Annotated in this window: 16 protein-coding genes; 8 read left to right on the top strand and 8 right to left on the bottom strand. The window is 68.7% G+C overall.

Going from position 1 to position 17,234, the window contains the following annotated elements; translation table 11 throughout:
• The first annotated feature begins 39 nt into the window (after window positions 1-39).
• Complete coding sequence (locus ABQE93_RS04950) at window positions 40-987, top strand: mechanosensitive ion channel family protein (protein WP_448406154.1); 948 nt, start codon at window positions 40-42, stop codon at window positions 985-987.
• Here the strand turns inward: ABQE93_RS04950 and ABQE93_RS04955 are convergent.
• From ABQE93_RS04955 to ABQE93_RS04965, 3 genes are all read right to left on the bottom strand, one after another.
• A complete protein-coding gene (locus tag ABQE93_RS04955) occupies window positions 984-1,796 on the bottom strand; it encodes a TspO-related membrane protein (protein WP_448406155.1) in 813 nt (270 codons plus the stop codon). The genes ABQE93_RS04950 and ABQE93_RS04955 overlap by 4 nt on opposite strands.
• A 69-nt stretch (window positions 1,797-1,865) precedes the next feature.
• Window positions 1,866-4,175, bottom strand: coding sequence for a Tex family protein (locus ABQE93_RS04960; RefSeq protein WP_448406156.1), 2,310 nt, complete (start codon window positions 4,173-4,175; stop codon window positions 1,866-1,868).
• A gap of 67 nt (window positions 4,176-4,242) precedes the next feature.
• A complete protein-coding gene (locus ABQE93_RS04965; protein WP_448406157.1) occupies window positions 4,243-5,337 on the bottom strand; it encodes an NADH:flavin oxidoreductase in 1,095 nt (364 codons plus the stop codon).
• 67 nt (window positions 5,338-5,404) lie between these two features.
• On the opposite strand from ABQE93_RS04965, the gene ABQE93_RS04970 reads away from it, so the two are divergent.
• Entirely contained in the window at window positions 5,405-6,010 is a 606-nt protein-coding gene (locus ABQE93_RS04970) for a class I SAM-dependent methyltransferase (RefSeq protein WP_448406158.1), read from the top strand.
• Window position 6,011: 1 nt separating this feature from the next.
• On the opposite strand, the gene ABQE93_RS04975 is transcribed toward ABQE93_RS04970, so the two are convergent.
• Window positions 6,012-6,365 (bottom strand): VOC family protein, encoded by a 354-nt coding sequence (locus ABQE93_RS04975; protein WP_448406159.1) that lies wholly within the window; start codon window positions 6,363-6,365, stop codon window positions 6,012-6,014.
• Between the two features lie 86 nt (window positions 6,366-6,451).
• Between ABQE93_RS04975 and ABQE93_RS04980 the strand changes: the two genes are divergently transcribed.
• Window positions 6,452-8,029 (top strand): FMN-binding glutamate synthase family protein, encoded by a 1,578-nt coding sequence (locus ABQE93_RS04980; protein ID WP_448406160.1) that lies wholly within the window; start codon window positions 6,452-6,454, stop codon window positions 8,027-8,029.
• 61 nt (window positions 8,030-8,090) lie between these two features.
• On the opposite strand, the gene ABQE93_RS04985 is transcribed toward ABQE93_RS04980, so the two are convergent.
• Window positions 8,091-9,260, bottom strand: coding sequence for a site-2 protease family protein (locus tag ABQE93_RS04985; RefSeq protein WP_448412302.1), 1,170 nt, complete (start codon window positions 9,258-9,260; stop codon window positions 8,091-8,093).
• 172 nt (window positions 9,261-9,432) lie between these two features.
• Here ABQE93_RS04985 and ABQE93_RS04990 point away from each other — a divergent pair, with 172 nt between their 5' ends.
• Window positions 9,433-9,840: a YciI family protein gene (locus tag ABQE93_RS04990; RefSeq protein ID WP_448406162.1), complete on the top strand. Its 408-nt coding sequence runs from the start codon at window positions 9,433-9,435 to the stop codon at window positions 9,838-9,840.
• A 7-nt stretch (window positions 9,841-9,847) separates the two neighbouring features.
• Window positions 9,848-11,002 carry an RNA polymerase sigma factor gene (locus ABQE93_RS04995; RefSeq protein ID WP_448406163.1) on the top strand — a complete coding sequence of 385 codons (1,155 nt, stop codon included), beginning with the start codon at window positions 9,848-9,850 and terminating at the stop codon, window positions 11,000-11,002.
• Window positions 11,003-11,007: 5 nt separating this feature from the next.
• On the opposite strand, the gene ABQE93_RS05000 is transcribed toward ABQE93_RS04995, so the two are convergent.
• Window positions 11,008-11,373, bottom strand: a complete 366-nt coding sequence (locus ABQE93_RS05000) for a hypothetical protein (protein WP_448406164.1) — start codon at window positions 11,371-11,373, stop codon at window positions 11,008-11,010.
• Between the two features lie 133 nt (window positions 11,374-11,506).
• On the opposite strand from ABQE93_RS05000, the gene ABQE93_RS05005 reads away from it, so the two are divergent.
• Window positions 11,507-12,862 carry a WS/DGAT/MGAT family O-acyltransferase gene (locus tag ABQE93_RS05005; protein ID WP_448406165.1) on the top strand — a complete coding sequence of 452 codons (1,356 nt, stop codon included), beginning with the start codon at window positions 11,507-11,509 and terminating at the stop codon, window positions 12,860-12,862.
• Window positions 12,863-12,865: 3 nt separating this feature from the next.
• On the opposite strand, the gene ABQE93_RS05010 is transcribed toward ABQE93_RS05005, so the two are convergent.
• Window positions 12,866-13,666, bottom strand: coding sequence for a class I SAM-dependent methyltransferase (locus ABQE93_RS05010; RefSeq protein ID WP_448406528.1), 801 nt, complete (start codon window positions 13,664-13,666; stop codon window positions 12,866-12,868).
• An 84-nt stretch (window positions 13,667-13,750) separates the two neighbouring features.
• Between ABQE93_RS05010 and ABQE93_RS05015 the strand changes: the two genes are divergently transcribed.
• Both ABQE93_RS05015 and ABQE93_RS05020 read left to right on the top strand, forming a co-directional pair.
• Window positions 13,751-14,590 (top strand): SDR family oxidoreductase, encoded by an 840-nt coding sequence (locus ABQE93_RS05015; protein ID WP_448406166.1) that lies wholly within the window; start codon window positions 13,751-13,753, stop codon window positions 14,588-14,590.
• Window positions 14,591-14,597: 7 nt separating this feature from the next.
• Window positions 14,598-15,986: a S1C family serine protease gene (locus ABQE93_RS05020; RefSeq protein WP_448406167.1), complete on the top strand. Its 1,389-nt coding sequence runs from the start codon at window positions 14,598-14,600 to the stop codon at window positions 15,984-15,986.
• Between the two features lie 5 nt (window positions 15,987-15,991).
• Here ABQE93_RS05020 and ABQE93_RS05025 read toward each other — a convergent pair whose 3' ends face one another.
• Complete coding sequence (locus ABQE93_RS05025) at window positions 15,992-17,191, bottom strand: MFS transporter (protein ID WP_448406530.1); 1,200 nt, start codon at window positions 17,189-17,191, stop codon at window positions 15,992-15,994.
• Between the last annotated feature and the right edge of the window lie 43 nt (window positions 17,192-17,234).

Genomic DNA, 17,234 nt, shown 5'->3' on the forward strand with positions numbered 1-17,234 from the left:
GACTATGACAAGCCGGGAAACGTCCGTACGGTCGGTGTCATGGACGTTTACGCCCTAGCTTTCGAATGGACGGAGACGAACCGGCACTGGCTGATCGAGGTGCCGGTGCGGATCGCCGTGTACCTGGTGGTTGCCCTGATCGTGCGGTACATCCTGCACCGGATGATCGACCGGGCCACCACCGGCAGGCGCCGCAAGACGCGCAGCGAGGAACAGCCGCAGGAACAGACGAAGCCGCCACTGCTGCGCCACCTGCGCGACAAGGTGCCGAAAGTCGCCACCAGTCAGCAGATCGCCGAGCGGCGCCAGCAGCGGGCAAAGACCATCGGGTCGGTGCTCAAGTCGATCGTGTCGATCGTCCTGCTCACCTGGGTCATCCTGGCGATCCTCAGCGTGGTCGGGGTGAACATCGCGCCGTTCATCGCCTCCGCCGGTGTGGTGGGGTTGGCGATCGGCTTCGGCGCGCAGAACCTGGTGCGCGACTTCGTCAGCGGCATGTTCATGCTGTTGGAGGACCAGTACGGGGTCGGTGACATCGTCGACGTCGGCGAGGTGATCGGTGAGGTGGAGAGCGTCGGGCTGCGGATCACGAGGCTGCGAGACATCGACGGCACCCTCTGGTACGTGCGCAACGGCGAGATCGTGCGCGTCGGCAACATGAGCCAGGAGTGGGCCTACGCGCGGCTCGAACTGCCGGTCTCCCTGTCCGCCGATGTCGAAAAGGCCAAGGAGGTCGCCATCGATGCCGCGATGGCGGCGGTTGCCGAACCGGCGATGGCCGCCAAGGTGCTCGGCGAACCCGAGATGTACGGAGTCCAGGAGGTCGCGCCGGACCTGTACACGCTGCGGATCCTGTTGAAGACGCGCCCGAACGAGCAGTGGAGCGTGCAACGCCAACTTCGGGCCGAGATCCTGCGTGCGTTCGACGAGAACGGCATCGACATGCCGTACCCGCGCGGACGCATCCACGCCGTGGTCGGGCGTTAGGCGGTCACGCCTGCCCGGTCGCGGTTGCGCGACACGACGAGCCCCGCTCGCACCACCGCCAGCGCCAGCACAGCCGCGCCCACCAGCGAGGTGATCAGAATCGGCGCGGTGTCGCTGAGCCGCACCGCGATGCCGATCAGCGCCCAGATGATCACCAGCGCGTAGGCGATGTCGTTGTGGCGCAGCGTCATCAGCACGCCCAGCGCGGCCGCCACCGCGACCATGATGACACCCCAGGTGGGCTCCGACAGGCCGAAGCCGGACCAGCCGGCTTCGTCGAGGGTGATCGTCGCGTTGGCGATCGTGGCCACGGAGATCCAGCCGAGATAGACCCGGAACGGGATGTGCAGCGCCCACAGTTCCAGCGTCGAGGTCGCCGGCCGCGCGACCTGCAGGCGGTAGATGACGATCAGCGCGCCCAGCAGCACCACCATCAGCAGCATGCTCAGCGGGAACTGGTTGTGGTGCCAGGCCAACAGCCAGCAGCAGTTGGCGGCCGCGGTCAGCACATACCAGGGGGCGATGGCGCGCGCGGCGCCGCTGTCAGCGCGTTCGCGTGCCATCACCCAGCACAGGTACACCGTGTAGGCGATCATCCCGAGGTAGATCAGGCTCCAGATGGAGAACACGTAGCCCGCCGGCACGAAGTACACCTCGATGCGGCGGGTGACGTCGCCGGTGCTCTGGCCGTTGATCGGCAGGCTGTTGGCCAGGTAGTTGACGACGAGCGTGGCCACCGTGGCCAAGCTCACGACAATCGGTAACAACAACCTCGACGTCGACCGGCGTTCCGCGGTCCTGGTGGACATGGGGTGCTCCTCTGCTTCCAAACGGGTACGCGATACATGCCCGTTCGCAGGGAGTCCGAACCATGCGGGTCAGCGCCCGAAGCCCGCCTTGCGCAAGGCGTCGGCCATCGACCCGCCTGACGGAGCGGGCCGCTGGGCACCCTTGTTCCGGCGGGCGCCGCCGGCGCGCTCGGGGCGTTTGGTCTTGTCGCCCGGCGCATCGTTGAGCCGCAGGCTCAACCCGATTCGCTGCCGCGCCACGTCGACGTCGATCACCTTCACCCGCACCACCTGACCGGACCGCACGACCTCATGCGGGTCGGACACGAACCGGTCGGCCATCGCGGAGACGTGCACCAGACCGTCCTGGTGCACGCCGACATCGACGAACGCGCCGAACGCAGCCACGTTGGTGACCACGCCCTCGAGCACCATGCCGGGTTTCAGGTCGGCCACCTTCTCCACACCCGCGGCGAACGTCGCGGTGGAAAACGCCGGGCGCGGGTCACGCCCGGGCTTCTCGAGTTCGGCGAGGATGTCGGTGACCGTCGGGGTGCCGAACCGGTCGTCGGCGAAGTCGGCGGGCTTCAGCGACTTCAGCACCCGCTCGTTGCCGATGAGCTCGGCCAGCGTGACGCCCGCGCGGTCGAGGATGCGCCGCACCACCGGATACGCCTCGGGGTGTACGCCGGAGGCGTCGATGGGATCATCGCCGTCGCGGATGCGCAGGAAACCAGCACATTGCTCGAATGCTTTGGGCCCCAACCGCGGAACGTCGAGCAGCGCCTTGCGACTGCGGAACGGGCCGGTCGTGTCGCGATGCGCGACGATGGCCTCCGCCAAGGACTCCGACACCCCCGACACCCGCGCGAGCAGCGGAACCGATGCGGTGTTGAGGTCGACGCCGACCGCGTTGACCGCGTCCTCGACGACGGCGTTGAGGCTGCGGGCCAGTGTGCCCGGCGTGACGTCGTGCTGGTACTGGCCGACGCCGATCGACTTGGGGTTGATCTTGACCAGCTCGGCCAGCGGATCCTGCAGGCGCCGCGCGATCGACACCGCGCCACGCAGCGTCACGTCGAGCGCCGGCAGCTCGCGCGTGGCATACGCCGAGGCCGAATACACCGATGCGCCGGCCTCGCTGACCAGGGCCTTGGTCGGGACGTTCGCACCGGCGGCGCGGATGTCGGCGATGAGTTCGGCTGCCAGGGCATCGGTTTCGCGTGACGCGGTGCCGTTGCCGACAGCGATCAGCTCGACGCGGTGCCGCGCGACCAGCGCCGCCAGTGTGGCCTTGGCCGTATCCCATTGGCGCTGAGGCTGATGCGGGAAGATGGTGGCGGTGTCGAGCACCTTGCCGGTGCCGTCCACGACGGCGACCTTCACCCCGGTACGGTAGCCGGGGTCCAGTCCAAGCGTCGTGCGGTTGCCTGCGGGAGCGGCCAGCAGAAGGTCTTTGAGGTTGGTCGCGAACACCGCGACGGCCTGCTCCTCGGCCCGGTTACGCAGCCGGATACGGGCGTCGACCTTGGCCGAGATCATCAGCTTGGTGCGCCACGCCCACTCGACGGTGCCCACCAGCCACGGGGTCGCGGCGGCCCGCAGGGCCATGTCGACGCCGAGCGCCTTCGCGACCATGGTGTGGTATCCGGCGTCGTCGCCGCCGTCGAAGGTCAGCGCCAGCACCTCTTCCTTCTCACCGCGCATCACGGCGAGCACCCGGTGCGACGGCATGGTCTCGAGCGATTCGCCGTACTCGAAGTAGTCCCGAAATTTCTGCGCCGCAGCGCTTTTAGCCACCTCTTCGGAGTACGGCGCGGTGCGCAGCGATCCGTCTTTCCAGAACTTTTCCCGGACGGCACCGACCAGCGCGGCGTCTTCGCCGGCTCGCTCGGTAAGGATGTGACGTGCGCCATCGAGTGCCGCCGCGGCGTCGGCTATATCGCCGGTGACGAACTGCGCGGCGGCCTCCTCGGGTACCTGGGTGGGATCGGCCAGCAGCCGGTCGGCCAGCGGCTCCAACCCGGCCTCGCGGGCGATCTGCGCCTTGGTGCGCCGCTTCGGCTTGTACGGCAGGTAGATGTCCTCGACACGCGACTTGGTGTCGGCGCCCATCAGCGCGGCCTTCACCTCGTCGGTGAGCTTGCCCTGTTCGTCGATGGATGCCAGCACGGCCGCGCGCCGGTCGTCGAGCTCGCGCAGGTACTGCAGGCGCTCCTCGAGCGTGCGCAGCGCCGCGTCGTCGAGGCTGCCGGTGGCCTCCTTGCGGTAGCGGGCGATGAACGGCACGCTGGATCCCTCGTCGAGCAGCCGCACGGCCGCGGCGACGCGCGCCTCCTCGACCGCCAATTCCTCAGCAAGACGGGCGTTTACAGACTTCACGGTTGAGTTCTGTGACACGCGGCGACTCTACAGGGCAGGCCCGACAGATACGAAGGTGCGCCACCGCCGTGTGGCAGATCTTGCCTCAGGCCAGCGACGCCAGCGCGGTCTCCGGGTTGTACCCGGCGAACGTGTCGAGTTCGTTGGCGCGCAACCGATTCACCCAGCCCGGATCGGCCAGCAGCGCCCGTCCGATGGCGACGATGTCGAACTCGCCGGCGTCGAACTGTTCGACCAGGCGGTCGACCGGTGCGGGCGCGATGACCTGCCCGCGTCGTTCACTGCGAAACTGCGTCTCCAACCCGACCGAGCCCACCGCGATGACGGGCACGCCGGCGACCTTCTTCGTCCACCCGGCGAGGCTGAGGTCGCTGTCGTGGTCGGGGAACGCGGGCACATAGTGCCTGCGCGTCGAGGGATGCAAGACGTCGACCCCGGCGTCGACCAACGGCGTGAGCAGTTCCTGCAACTGTGTCGGGTCGTCGGCAATGGTCGCCGTGTAGTCGGTGCCCTTCCACTGCGAGAACCGGAAGATGACCGGGAAGTCCGGACCGACCGCGGCGCGCACCGCGGCAACCACCTCGGCGGGGAACCGGGTCCGCGCGGCCAGCGACCCGCCGTAGCCGTCGGTGCGCAGATTCGTTCGTTCCCAGAAAAATTCGTCCAACAGGTAACCGTGCGCGCCGTGCAGTTCGACGGCGTCGAAGCCGACCTCACGCGCGGTGACCGCGCTTTGCGCGTACAGCTGCGCGAGCTGGGTCAGTTCATCGGTCCGCAGCGCATGTCCTTTCGATTTCCCGTGGCCGTCCACACCCGAGGGGCTGACCGGCACCACACCGTCGGCGTCGTCGCGTTCGGCGCCCTGGTGCCACAGCTGCGCGGCGATCGTGGCGCCCTCGGCGTGCACCCCGGCGACGACGCGCCGCCAGCCGTCGAGCACTTCGTCGCCGGCGAGGGTGGGAATGCGCAGCGGATATCCGGCGGCCGGGTCGGGCAGCCGGATCCCTTCGGTGATGATCAGCCCGACGCCGCCGGCGGCGCGGCGGCGGTAGTACTCGGCCACGTCGGCGCCGGGAACCCCGTCGGGCGACGCCTGCCGCGTCATCGGCGCCATCGCGAATCGATTGGGCACGGTCAAGGAGCCGACGCGCAGCGGTGTGAACAGATCGTCTAAGGCCATGCACCGCTCAACGCGTCGGCCACGACGGTGATTCCGCGCGCTGGTCTGCTCCTGAGACAATGCGGTCATGGTCGAGCAAAGCATCTGGATGCAGAAAGTCACGGCCGATCCCGGGCACTCGCAGTGGTACATCGAACGGTTCCGGTCCATGGCGCGCGCCGGTGAGGACCTGGTCGGCGAGGCGCGCCTGGTCGACGCGATGGTGCCCCGCGGCGCGCGCATCCTCGACGCCGGCTGCGGACCCGGCCGGCTGTGCGGATACCTGTCGGCGGCCGGGCACCAGGTGGTCGGCGTCGACGTCGACCCGGCCCTCATCGAAGCCGCCGAGCAGGACTACCCCGGACCGCAGTACCTCGTCGGCGACCTCGCCGAACTGGACCTGCCCGCGCGCGGCATCGCCGACCCGTTCGACGTCATCGTCTCGGCGGGCAACGTCGTGACGTTCCTCGCGCCGAGCACCCGTGGTCTGGTGCTGAGTCGGTTGCGCGCCCACCTGGCGGCCGACGGCCGCGCGGTGATCGGGTTCGGCGCAGGCCGCGACTACCCGTTCGACCAGTTCTTCGAAGACGTGGCGGAGGCGGGGCTGACGCCCGATCTGCTGTTGTCCACCTGGGATCTGCGGCCGTTCACCGACGACTCCGACTTCCTGGTCGCGCTGCTGCGACCGGCGTAGCTCAGCGCGCCAGCGGCTTGTAGAACACCAGCCCGTTGCCGTTGTTGTCGTAGACCACCGCACGCCGTTCGTGCGCGTCGTCGTAGGGGCCGTTGACGATGCCGCCACCGTTGGCCTCGACCGCCTTCGCGGCGCCGTCCACGTCGTCGGTCTTGATCCCGACGACCACCTTGCCGGGGATGGGATGGTCGACGGCGGTGGCCAGCGCCAGGGTGACGGACCCGCCGTCCAGCGCGGCGAAATGCGCACCGTCGCGGAACTTCAACGACATCCCCAACGTCTCGGTGTAGAACCGGATCGACTCGTCGAGATCATCGGTCGACAAGATGATCATCCGCACGTCATGGTCGCTCACGCTGCCTCCTAGCACGAAATCCCTTAAATCATAAGGCGGAAACGACCTGGGGTTTCGCCCCGCGGTGGCCTGGAAACCCTGAGCTCATGAGAAGACCGATAAGCGCGCTCGCCGCTGCGGCCGCCACGGCGGTGACCGCCGTGGCCGCGCGGGACATCTTTCAGCAAAAGCATGCGCTGCTGCGCAATTTCCCCCTGGTCGGACACGCGCGATACCTTCTCGAATCCATCGGCCCCGAACTGCGCCAGTACATCGTGGCGTCCAACGACGAAGAACGGCCGTTCACCCGCGACCAACGCCGGTGGGTGTACGCCTCGGCGAAACAAGAGAACAACTACTTCGGGTTCGGCACCGACAACAACGTCGAGCACACACCCGGCTATCCGATCATCAAGCACCACACCTTCGGCCGGGCCATACCGGTGTCGGCACCGTCCACCCCGCGCGAGGTTTGGCTGCCGTGCGCCAAAGTGATCGGCGCCGCCAGGAACCGGCCCGGGGCGTTTCGTCCCAACTCCGTGGTGAACATCTCCGCGATGAGCTTCGGGTCGTTGTCGGGTAACGCCGTGGAGGCCCTCAACAAGGGCGCCGCGCTGGCCGACTGTCTGCACAACACCGGCGAGGGCGGCATCTCCAAATATCACCTGCACGGCGGTGAGCTCATCTTCCAGATCGGCACCGCCTACTTCGGTTGCCGCGACGCCGACGGCCGCTTCGACCTGGAAAAGCTCAAGGCGCTTGTGGCGCGCGCGCCGGTGCGGGCGCTGGAGGTCAAGCTGAGCCAGGGCGCCAAGCCGAGCCTCGGCGGGCTGTTGCCTGCGCCCAAGGTGTCGGCCGAAATCGCCGCTGCCCGAGGTGTTCCGGAAGGACGTGACTGCGTCAGCCCGTCGCGGCACGCAGAGTTCTCCGATGCCGACAGCCTGTTGGACTGGGTGGAGTTGCTCGCCGCCGAGACCGGCTTACCCGTCGGGATCAAATCGGCGGTCGGCGATCTCGACTTCTGGCGCGACCTCACTGACCTGATGTGCGAAACCGAACGCGGGGTCGACTTCGTGACGATCGACGGCGGCGAAGGCGGCACCGGCGCGGCGCCGCTGATCTTCACCGACGCCGTGTCGCTGCCGTTCCAACTCGGCTTCTCGCAGGTGTACCGGATCTTCGCCGAACGCGGCCTGCACGAAAAGGTCACGTTCATCGGCGGCGGCAAGTTGGGCCTGCCCGGCAACGCCGTGGTCGGGTTCGCGCTCGGCTGCGACATGGTCAACGTCGCACGCGAGGCGATGCTCGCGGTCGGTTGTATCCAGACCCAGAAGTGTCACACCGACACCTGTCCCACCGGCGTCGCCACCCAGAACGCCTGGCTGACCCGCGGCCTGGTGCCCGACGAAAAAGCGGTGCGCGCCGCCAACTACATCAAGACGCTGCGCCGTGACCTGGTCAAGGTCGCCGAAGCCTGCGGGGTCGAGCATCCCGGGCTGATCAGCACCGAGGCCGTCGACATCCTCGACGGGCGCACCCACTCCACACCGTTGCACGACGTCTACGGGTACACGCCGGGCATGGGGCTGCCGTCCGCGGCCGACCGTGAGGAAATCGCCTGGATCATGACGCACGCCGAACCCCGGCGCGGTTCGGCGCAGCCGTCGCGATCCGCCGTCGGCTGAGTGATGTCGGTGCGTAAACCATCGCTGAGCGCAGATTTGCGCACCGAACTCGCCATGAGGGTCAGCGACGACGCGGGCGCAGGTCGGTGGTGATGTCCGAACCGCCGCTGCCCGCCCACACCCCCATACCGTGCAGGGCCACCGCGCGGCTGATGTCGGACGGCGAAACGATGCCGACCAGCCGGTCCTGCTCGTACACCAGCGCACGGCCGTCCGCGCAGCCGCTGAGCCGGGGCAGCAGGTCCGTCAGCGGTTCATCGGGTGTGGCCGCCGGGATGTCCTGCGGCGGGCACGCCACGTCGCGCAGCCGAGCCGTCTCGTGGTCGCGGATGGGAACCGAACGCAACCGGTTGAACGTGATCAACCCCTCGACGCGGCCGAACCCGTCAACCAGCGGGAAGGCGGAATGCCGGCGCAGCAACACCACGTCGCGCAAAAAGTCGCCGACGGTGCGCTCACCGGAGACGGTCTCGGGATCCGCGGTCATCACGTCGCGCACGCGCACGCCGGAGAGCATCGTGGTGGTGCGGGCCTGGTGTTCTTCTGCGCTGGCCATCGTGACGATGAACAGCCCCAACAGGATCCACCACAGCCCGCCCATCCCGTAGAGGAGACGCAGCAGGCCGAGGCCGATCATGACGAAGCCGAACAGCCGTCCCGCCCGGGCCGCCCACACCGTCGCGACGAACTGGTCACCGCGCCACGCCCAGATCGCGGCACGCAGGATGCGTCCGCCGTCGAGCGGCGCGGCCGGGATGAGGTTGAACACGGCCAGCACCACGTTGATCAGCGCCAAATAGGACAGCACGGTCACGGTGAGCGAACTGAGCCCGGCGTCGTCGGCGAGCAGCGCCGCCACGCCGAACACCGCCGCGGCGAGGAAGCTGGTCAGCGGGCCGACCACCGCGATGCGGAACGCCGCACCCGGGGTCAGCGCGTCACCGGTCAGCCGGGCCACGCCGCCGAGCAGCCACAGCGTGATGCCCTGGACGCCGACGCCGTTGCGTCGCGCCCATATCGCGTGCGCCATCTCGTGGGCCAGCAGCGACAACACGAACAGCACCGCGGTCACCACCGCGGCGAGGATGTACTCCCAGGTCGCGTATCCCTCGGCGAGCATCTGGAACTGCACTGACAGGCCGACGACGAGCAACAGCACGATGCCCAACACGCTCCAGTGCACCCCGACCGATACACCGGCGATCCGTCCCAGCCGCACCGTCGCCTTCACCGTGGCTCCTTCCGTGGTCACCTCGGGCGCCCGCAGGGATGATGAGGAAACCGCGGGTTCCCATCACCGTCGAGTATCCGTCACCGGCCGGGCCGGGCTGTCGAGAACGACGCGACGGCTCCGTCCCATAGGTGAGCGGCCACTGGGGTCGCCACGTGCGAAGGGAGAAGTCATGGCCAAGTACCTGCTGCTCAAGCACTATCGGGGTGCGCCTGCCGCCGTCAACGACGTGCCGATGGATCAGTGGACACCGGCCGAGGTCGAGGCGCACATCAAGTACATGAACGACTTCGCGGCGCGGTTGCAGGCCAGCGGCGAGTTCGTCGACAGCCAGGCGCTGGCCCCGGACGGCGCCTGGGTCCGCTTCGACGGCGACGGTAAGCCCGCCGTCACCGACGGCCCGTTCGCCGAGACCAAGGATCTGATCGCGGGCTGGATGATCATCGACGTCGACTCCTACGACCGCGCGGTCGAACTGGCCGGTGAGCTGTCGGCGGCGCCCGGTGCGGGGGGCAAGCCGATCCACGAGTGGCTCGAGTTGCGGCCGTTCTTGACCGCGGCGCCGACCATCACCGAGTAGGTCGCAGGTGCGCGCGGACGACGCAGCGCTGCGGGAACTGATCCCCGGCGTGCTCGCGGCGCTGGTTCGCCGCGGGGCGGACTTCGCGACCGCCGAGGACGCCGTGCAGGAGGCGCTGGTCCGGGCCATCGAGAGCTGGCCCGACCGGCCGCCCCGTGACCCGAAGGGCTGGCTGGTCACCACGGCGTGGCACCGCTTCGTCGACCTCAGCCGATCCGACGACGCCCGGCGTCGCCGTGAGGTACGGGTGGCCGCGCAACCGCCGCCCGGTCCGGCCGGCTGGACCGACGACACCCTGCAGCTGTACTTCCTGTGCGCGCACCCCAGCCTGACGCCGGCGTCGGCGGTCGCGCTCACGCTGCGCGCTGTCGCCGGGCTCACCACCCGCCAGATCGCGCAGGCGTATCTGGTGCCCGAATCGACGATGGCCCAACGGATCAGCCGGGCCAAGCGCACCGTAAGCCAGGTCCGGCTGGATCGGCTCGGCGATCTGGGCACCGTGCTGCGCGTGCTGTATCTGGTGTTCAACGAGGGCTACACCGGCGACGTCGACCTCGCCGCCGAGGCGATCCGGCTGGCCCGCCAGCTCGCCGCGGCCACCGACGACCCGGAGGTCGCCGGCCTGCTCGCCCTGTTCCTGCTGCACCACGCCAGACGGCCGGCCCGCATCCGCGCCGACGGCAGCCTGGTGGCGCTGGCCGAACAGGACCGCAGCCTGTGGCGGCGCGACCTGATCGCCGAGGGTGTGACCGTGCTGCAGGCCGCGCTGGCCCGCGACCGGCTCGGTGAGTACCAGGTGCAGGCCGCGATCGCCGCGCTGCACGCCGATGCGCAGAGCGCCGACGAGACCGACTGGGTGCAGATAGTCGAGTGGTACGACGAGCTCGTCGCACTGACCGACAGCCCGGTGGTGCGGCTCAACCGCGCCGTCGCCGTCGGCGAGGCCGACGGACCGCAGGCCGGGCTGGCCGCGCTGGCCGAACTCGACGCGTCGCTACCGCGCTACACCGCGGCCGTCGCCCATCTACGCGAGCGGGCCGGGGACCTGGCCACCGCCGCGCGCCTGTACGGCGAAGCCGCCGCCCAAGCGCACACCGTTGCCGAGCGCAACCACCTCACGCTGCGCGCGGCCACCCTGCGGCAACGACTGTCGCAGGCGTGAGCCCGTCAGCGTGCCGCGCGGGCCTTGATGAACGACCGCACACCGGCGATCAGGTAGATGACGAGCAGCACCAACATGATGACGCTCGTGATGATCGCTGCAGGGCGTTCGGCGGTGCCCGCGAACAGGTCGCCGAGCTGGAAGACGTTCCGCAACGCGCCCAGCGCGGCCAGTAGCGCGATCACCAGGGCCACATGCATGGCGGGCTTGCGGAACTTCTCCGCGCGCTGGGCGACCAGCGCGGCGATCAGCAGCAGCACCCCGACGAACGCGGGGATCAGCGCGGTGACGCTGACAAAAGCAGTGACGACATAGGCGATCACCCCGGTCGCGACGAGCAGGGCGCCAGTCCAGGTTGTCAGGGCGAGCATCGACGTCCTTTCCAAAAACGGCAGAGCGCCGCGAAATTCGTGGCTGTGACCCTATCAAGGTCGCTCAGGTTTTCCCCTTTGCGTTGTGGGGGATAAGAGGCAAGCTGACAAGCATCGACGTTGGAGGCCCCCCATGCAGCCGATCTCCCCGACCGACGCGCTGTTTCTGCTCGGTGAATCCCGAGAACACCCAATGCATGTCGGCGGTCTGCAACTGTTCGAACCGCCCGAAGGCAGCGGGCCGCAGTTCCTGCAGGAGACCTACGAAGCCCTGCTGTCGCAGACCGACGTACAGCCGACGTTCCGGAAACGCCCGGCGTTCTTCGGCGGCATCACCAACGTGGCGTGGGCGTCGGACAAAGACGTCGAACTCGACTACCACCTGCGCCGGTCCGCGCTGCCCGCGCCGGGCCGGGTGCGCGAACTGCTGGAGTTGGCCTCGCGGTTGCACGGCACGCTGCTCGACCGGCACCGTCCGCTGTGGGAGGCCCACCTCATCGAGGGCCTCGACGACGGCCGGTTCGCGGTCTACACCAAGTTTCACCACTCGCTGATCGACGGCGTCTCGGCGATGAAGCTGATGCAGCGGGTGCTGTCGACCGATTCCGCGGACACCCAGGTGCGGGCACCGTGGAGCCTGCCGCCTCGTCGCAGGTCCGCGGGCGGCGGGAAATCGCTGTTACGGACGGCGGGGCAGGTGGTGAGTTCGGTCGCGGGTATCGCGCCCAACACGCTGTCGCTGGCCCGGGCCGCGCTGCTCGAGCAGGAGCTGACGCTGCCGTTTCAGGCGCCCAAGACCATGCTGAACGTGCCGATCGGAGGGGCGCGCCGCGTCGCGGCGCAGTCCTGGGCGTTGGAGCGGATCAAGAACGTCAAGAACGAAGCCGGGGTAACGGTCAACGACGTCGTGCTGGCGATGTGCGCGGGCGCGCTGCGGACATACCTGGCCGAGGAGGACGCACTTCCGCCCACCCCGCTGGTGGCGATGGTGCCGGTCAACCTGCGCACCGAGAACGACGCCGAGGGTGGCGGCAACCTGGTCGGCGCGATCCTGTGCAACCTCGCCACCGACGTCGAGGACCCGGCGCGCCGCGTCGAAACCATCGCCGCGTCGATGCGCGACAACAAGAGGGTGTATTCGGAGCTGCCGCGGGTGCAGCAGCTCGCCTTGTCGGCGTTCTTGGTCGGCGGCGTTGCGCTGGCGTTGGTGCCGGGCTTCGTGCGGACCGCGCCGCCGCCGTTCAACATCGTGATCTCGAACGTGCCTGGAGCGCGGGAACCGTTGTGGTGGAACGGGGCCCGCCTCGACGGCAACTATCCGCTTTCGATTCCGGTGGACGGCCTTGCCCTCAACATCACGCTGGCCACCAACGCCGACAACCTAGACTTCGGGTTGGTCGGATGCCGGCGCAGCGTCCCGAGCCTGCAGCGCCTGCTCGGTCACCTCGAGACGTCGTTGAAAGATCTGGAGCGCGCGGTGTGCGGCTAGGGCTCAGCCGAACTCCAGCAGGGTGTAGGCGCCGCGGTAGTTCCTGGTCAGCTTCAGCTGCCAGAAGGCGGGGAACACCTTCTCGAAGAACACCCCGCGGCCCTTCGGCATCGGCAGGTCGTGCACGGCGCGGATACCGGGCACGGTGTTGGCCAGATCGGCCAGTTGCGCCGCCGACAAGCTGAACGGCATCGGCGGGACCCGGTAGCGGCGGGTGGCCCGCATCCCCTTCGGCGCGAACTTCTTGACCAGCACCGGCGGCAGATCGAAGATCATCTGGCCACCTGGAAAGTGCTTGGCGCACTGGGTGATCAGACCCATCGCCTGCTCGGGCTGCAAATACATCAGCAGACCCTCCGCGGTGATGATCACGCCGTTGCTGGTGTCCACCGCGTCCATCCAGCTAAAGTCCAGCGCGTCCTGTGCGATGGCGGTGATCCGCGGCGAGGACGGCAACAACTTCTTACGCAACTCGATGATCGGCTCGAAGTCGACGGTGACCCAACGGAATTCGCTGCCGGGTAGCGCCTCGCTCAGCCGCCAGAAACTGGTCTGCAGACCTTCGGCCAGCGCGACGACGGTGGGCGACGGATGCGCCGACAGGTATCGGATCGCGGCGCGGTCGAAGGCCAGCGAACGCAGCGCCATCTCCTGGCCTTTGCGGCCGAACTTGTCGAAGTCGAAATCGATGGCGTCGACGAGTTCGATCGCCATCGGGTCGTCGATGATGGCCTTCGGGTGGCGGGCCTGGTGCGCACGTCCGTTCAGGGTGAGCAGCGCTGTCTCCGAAACTCCGGTCAGCATGCTGGCGTCGGCGGGATCCACCACATCGAACCTACCTGTCCAGGTGCACAGCAGACGCGGCGCTGTGGCGTATACGGTCTCGATATGAATCGAGTTGTGGTGATCACCGGTGGTGCGGGCGGTATGGGTCAGGCGACGGCTCAGATCGTCGGCCGCGACCACACCGTGGTGCTCGGTGATGTCCGAGCCGACCGCCTCGATGCGGCGGCCGCCGCGCTGGCCGACCACGACATCAAGGCGACGGCCGTGCACTGCGACGTCACCGACCGGGAGGCGGTCACGCGGCTCTTCGAGACCGCCGCCAGCCTCGGCCCGCTGGTTTCGGTGATTCACACCGCGGGAGTGAGCCCGAGCATGGGCGACGCCGAGTACGTGATGCGAACCAACGCGCTGGGCACGCTGCACGTCAACGAGGTCTTCTACCAGGCGGCCGGCGAGGGTGCGGCGATCGTCAACGTGGCCTCGATGGCCGCCCATATGCTGCCCGACGAGTTGATCCCCACCTCGACGTTCCCGTTGGCGCTCACCGACGTCGACGCGTTTCTGGCCGACATGCTGGCAGCGTGCGAGATCGTGCCCGAGGAGGGCCGGTCGGGTATCTCGTATGCCCTGAGCAAGAGCTTCGTGCGGTGGTACAGCACCGCGCAGGCCGAACGGTTCAACGGCCGCGGGCTGCGCATCGTGTCGGTTTCGCCGGGATCCGTCGACACCGAAATGGGTAGGTTGGAAGAGCAGGCTGGCGCCGGGGCCATGGTCGCCGACGCCGCGGTGCCTCGATGGGGCCGAGCGGAAGAGATGGCGGAGCTGCTCGCGTTCTGTGCCAGCGACAAAGCCGGCTACCTGACCGGCACGGATATCTTGAACGATGGCGGAGTGGTCGCCTCCATGACGGAGCGCGCCAGGAAGGCCGCCGAGGAAGGGTGAGAACCGCGTGACCGACGAGCGCCAGCCCAGCGGCGATGCTTCGACGCCGCGCGTGATCCGGCGTCCGGAGGTCGATGCGGCCACCGAGCGTGGCTTCGGCCGACCCGGTGGCGCCGACGCCGATCGCGGGGTGTACACCCCGACCGACCAGGAACCCGGCCCGGTGTTGGCCGCCGCGTTCGGTTCGGCGCCCGCCCCCGACGACGACGCAGACGATGTCGCAGCCGGCGTCGACGCGGATTATGACGCGCCCGCCCCGCAGGCCCCCGCCCCGGCGCCTCCGGTCGCGCCCGCCGAAAAGCTGGGCGTGCGCGACGTGCTGTTCGGTAAGCGGCTGAAGTTGACGGCGTTGGTGACGCTGGCGGTGCTCGGGTTGGTCCTCGGGCTGTTAGGCGGTTGGGTAGGTCGCAAGACCGCCGAGGTCATCGAGGCGTTCACCACGGCCAAGGTCACGCTCTCGACCACCAACGAAGGTGATCTGCCCGACGGACGATTCGCCAAAGTGGCCGCCGCCGTGGCGGATTCGGTGGTCACCATCGAAGCGGTCAGCGATTCGGAAGGGTCGCAGGGTTCGGGGGTCGTGGTCGACGGGCGCGGTTACATCGTCACCAACAACCATGTGATCGCCGAGGCGGCTTCGACGCCCGACCGGTACCAGGTGTCGGTGATTTTCAACGACGGCAAAGAGGTGCCGGCCAACGTCGTCGGCACCGATCCCAAAACCGACCTGGCGGTGCTCAAGGTCGACGACGTCGACAACCTGACCGTCGCGCGGTTGGGCGACTCCGACAAGCTGCGCGTCGGCGACGAGGTGATCGCCGCCGGTGCCCCGCTGGGCCTGCGCAGCACCGACACCCAGGGCATCATCAGCGCGCTCGACCGTGCGGTGCGCGTCCCCGGCGAGGGGTCCGACGAGATCGTCATCGCCGCCGTGCAGACCGACGCCCCGATCAACCACGGCAACTCCGGCGGTCCGCTGATCAACATGAACGCCGAGGTGATCGGCATCAACACCGCGGGCAAGTCGCTCTCGGACAGCGCCAGCGGGTTGGGCTTCGCGATCCCGGCCAACGAGATGAAGCACGTTGTCGAGACGCTGATCCGCCACGGGGAGATCAGGCACCCCACGCTCGGGCTGACGGCGGAGTCGGTCAACGAACCGGACCTCGTCGGAGCGAAGGTGACGCGGGTGGTGGCCGGCGGTGCGGCCGACCGCGCCGGACTCAAAGAGAACGACGTCGTCGTCAAGATCGGGGACCGCAAGATCGACGGCGTCGACGAGTTCGTCGTCGCGGTACGGGCCCTGACCGTCGGTCAGGACGCGCCGATCGAGGTGATCCGCGACGGTGAGCACGTCACGATGAGCATCAACCCGGAGGCCGACAAGAGCCGCTAGCGGTGTTAGATGCGGGTCGGCAGCGCGCCGGTCAGCTTCGACGGCCGGCTGAACAGCGTCATCGCAATGCACAGCGCCGCGGCGACCGCGAAGGCGGCCTGCACGTTGAACGCGTCGGCGGTTCCGCCGAGCAGCGCCGCGGCCAACGGGCGCGAACCGAGGAAACCGACCAGCCACAGCGCCATGATCCGGCCGCGCAATTCCTCGGGCGCGCGTTCCTGTACGACGGTGCTCAGCCCGGTCATCGCCCAGCCGAAGCCCAGGCCCGCCAACGCGAACCCGGCCAACGCCACCGCGGTCACCGGCGTGACGACCAGCAGCGCGCAACCGATGCCCAGCCCCGCCAGACCGATCGCCGAGACGTTCGCCGAGGCCATCCGTCCGCGCATCATCGCCAGCGTCGCCATCCCGACCGCCGCACCGATACCGAAGACGGCGGACAAGGTGCCGACGAGTTCAGCGCCGCCGCCCAGCGCGTTGGCCATCGACGGCGCCAGGGTGATCGACGAGTCCGAGGCGAAACCCACCGCGGTCACCGCGAGCAACGCCAACAGCAGCGGGCGGTCCCGCCAGACGTAGATGAGCGCGGCGCGCACCCGGTAGTCGGCGTCGGCCAGGCGCGCCGGCGGCGCGGGGAAGCGCACGGCGATCAGGAAGAACGCGAACACCAGGTGCAGTACGGCGCTGACCGCGAACGCGACACCCGAGCCGAAGTGCGCGGCCACGTATGCGCCGGTGGCCGGACCCAGGATGCGGCCGAGCGTCATCGGAATGCTGTTGAGCGCCATGGCCGTCGACAGCTCACCGGGGCGGATCAGGTTGGGCACGATCGACTGCATCGCCGGCCCGCCCACCACGAAGCCGAGACCCACCAGCAAGGTGCCGAGCAACACCGGAGCGGCGATCGACATGCCCTGCTGCGCCGGGTCGATGATCAGCCACACGGCGGTGAAACCCGAACCCGCCACGCACAACAGCCGGCCGAGCAGGATCTGACGGGCGGGGTCGCCGGTGTCGGCCCATTTGCCGGTGGTGGGGCTGAAGATGAGCTGCGGGCCGAACTGCACGACGCCGACCAGCCCGACCATCAGCGCCGAATGCGTGGCGTCGAACATCACGATCGCCGCGACGATGCCGTGCGTCCACACGGCGACGACCGAGAACATCTTGCCCCAGAACAACGCGCCGAACACCCGGTCGAACATCAACCCGAGTGCACCGCGCGGTTGCGGTAGCGATGTGCGTGCT

It is taken from the genome of Mycolicibacterium sp. XJ662 (assembly GCF_053484035.1).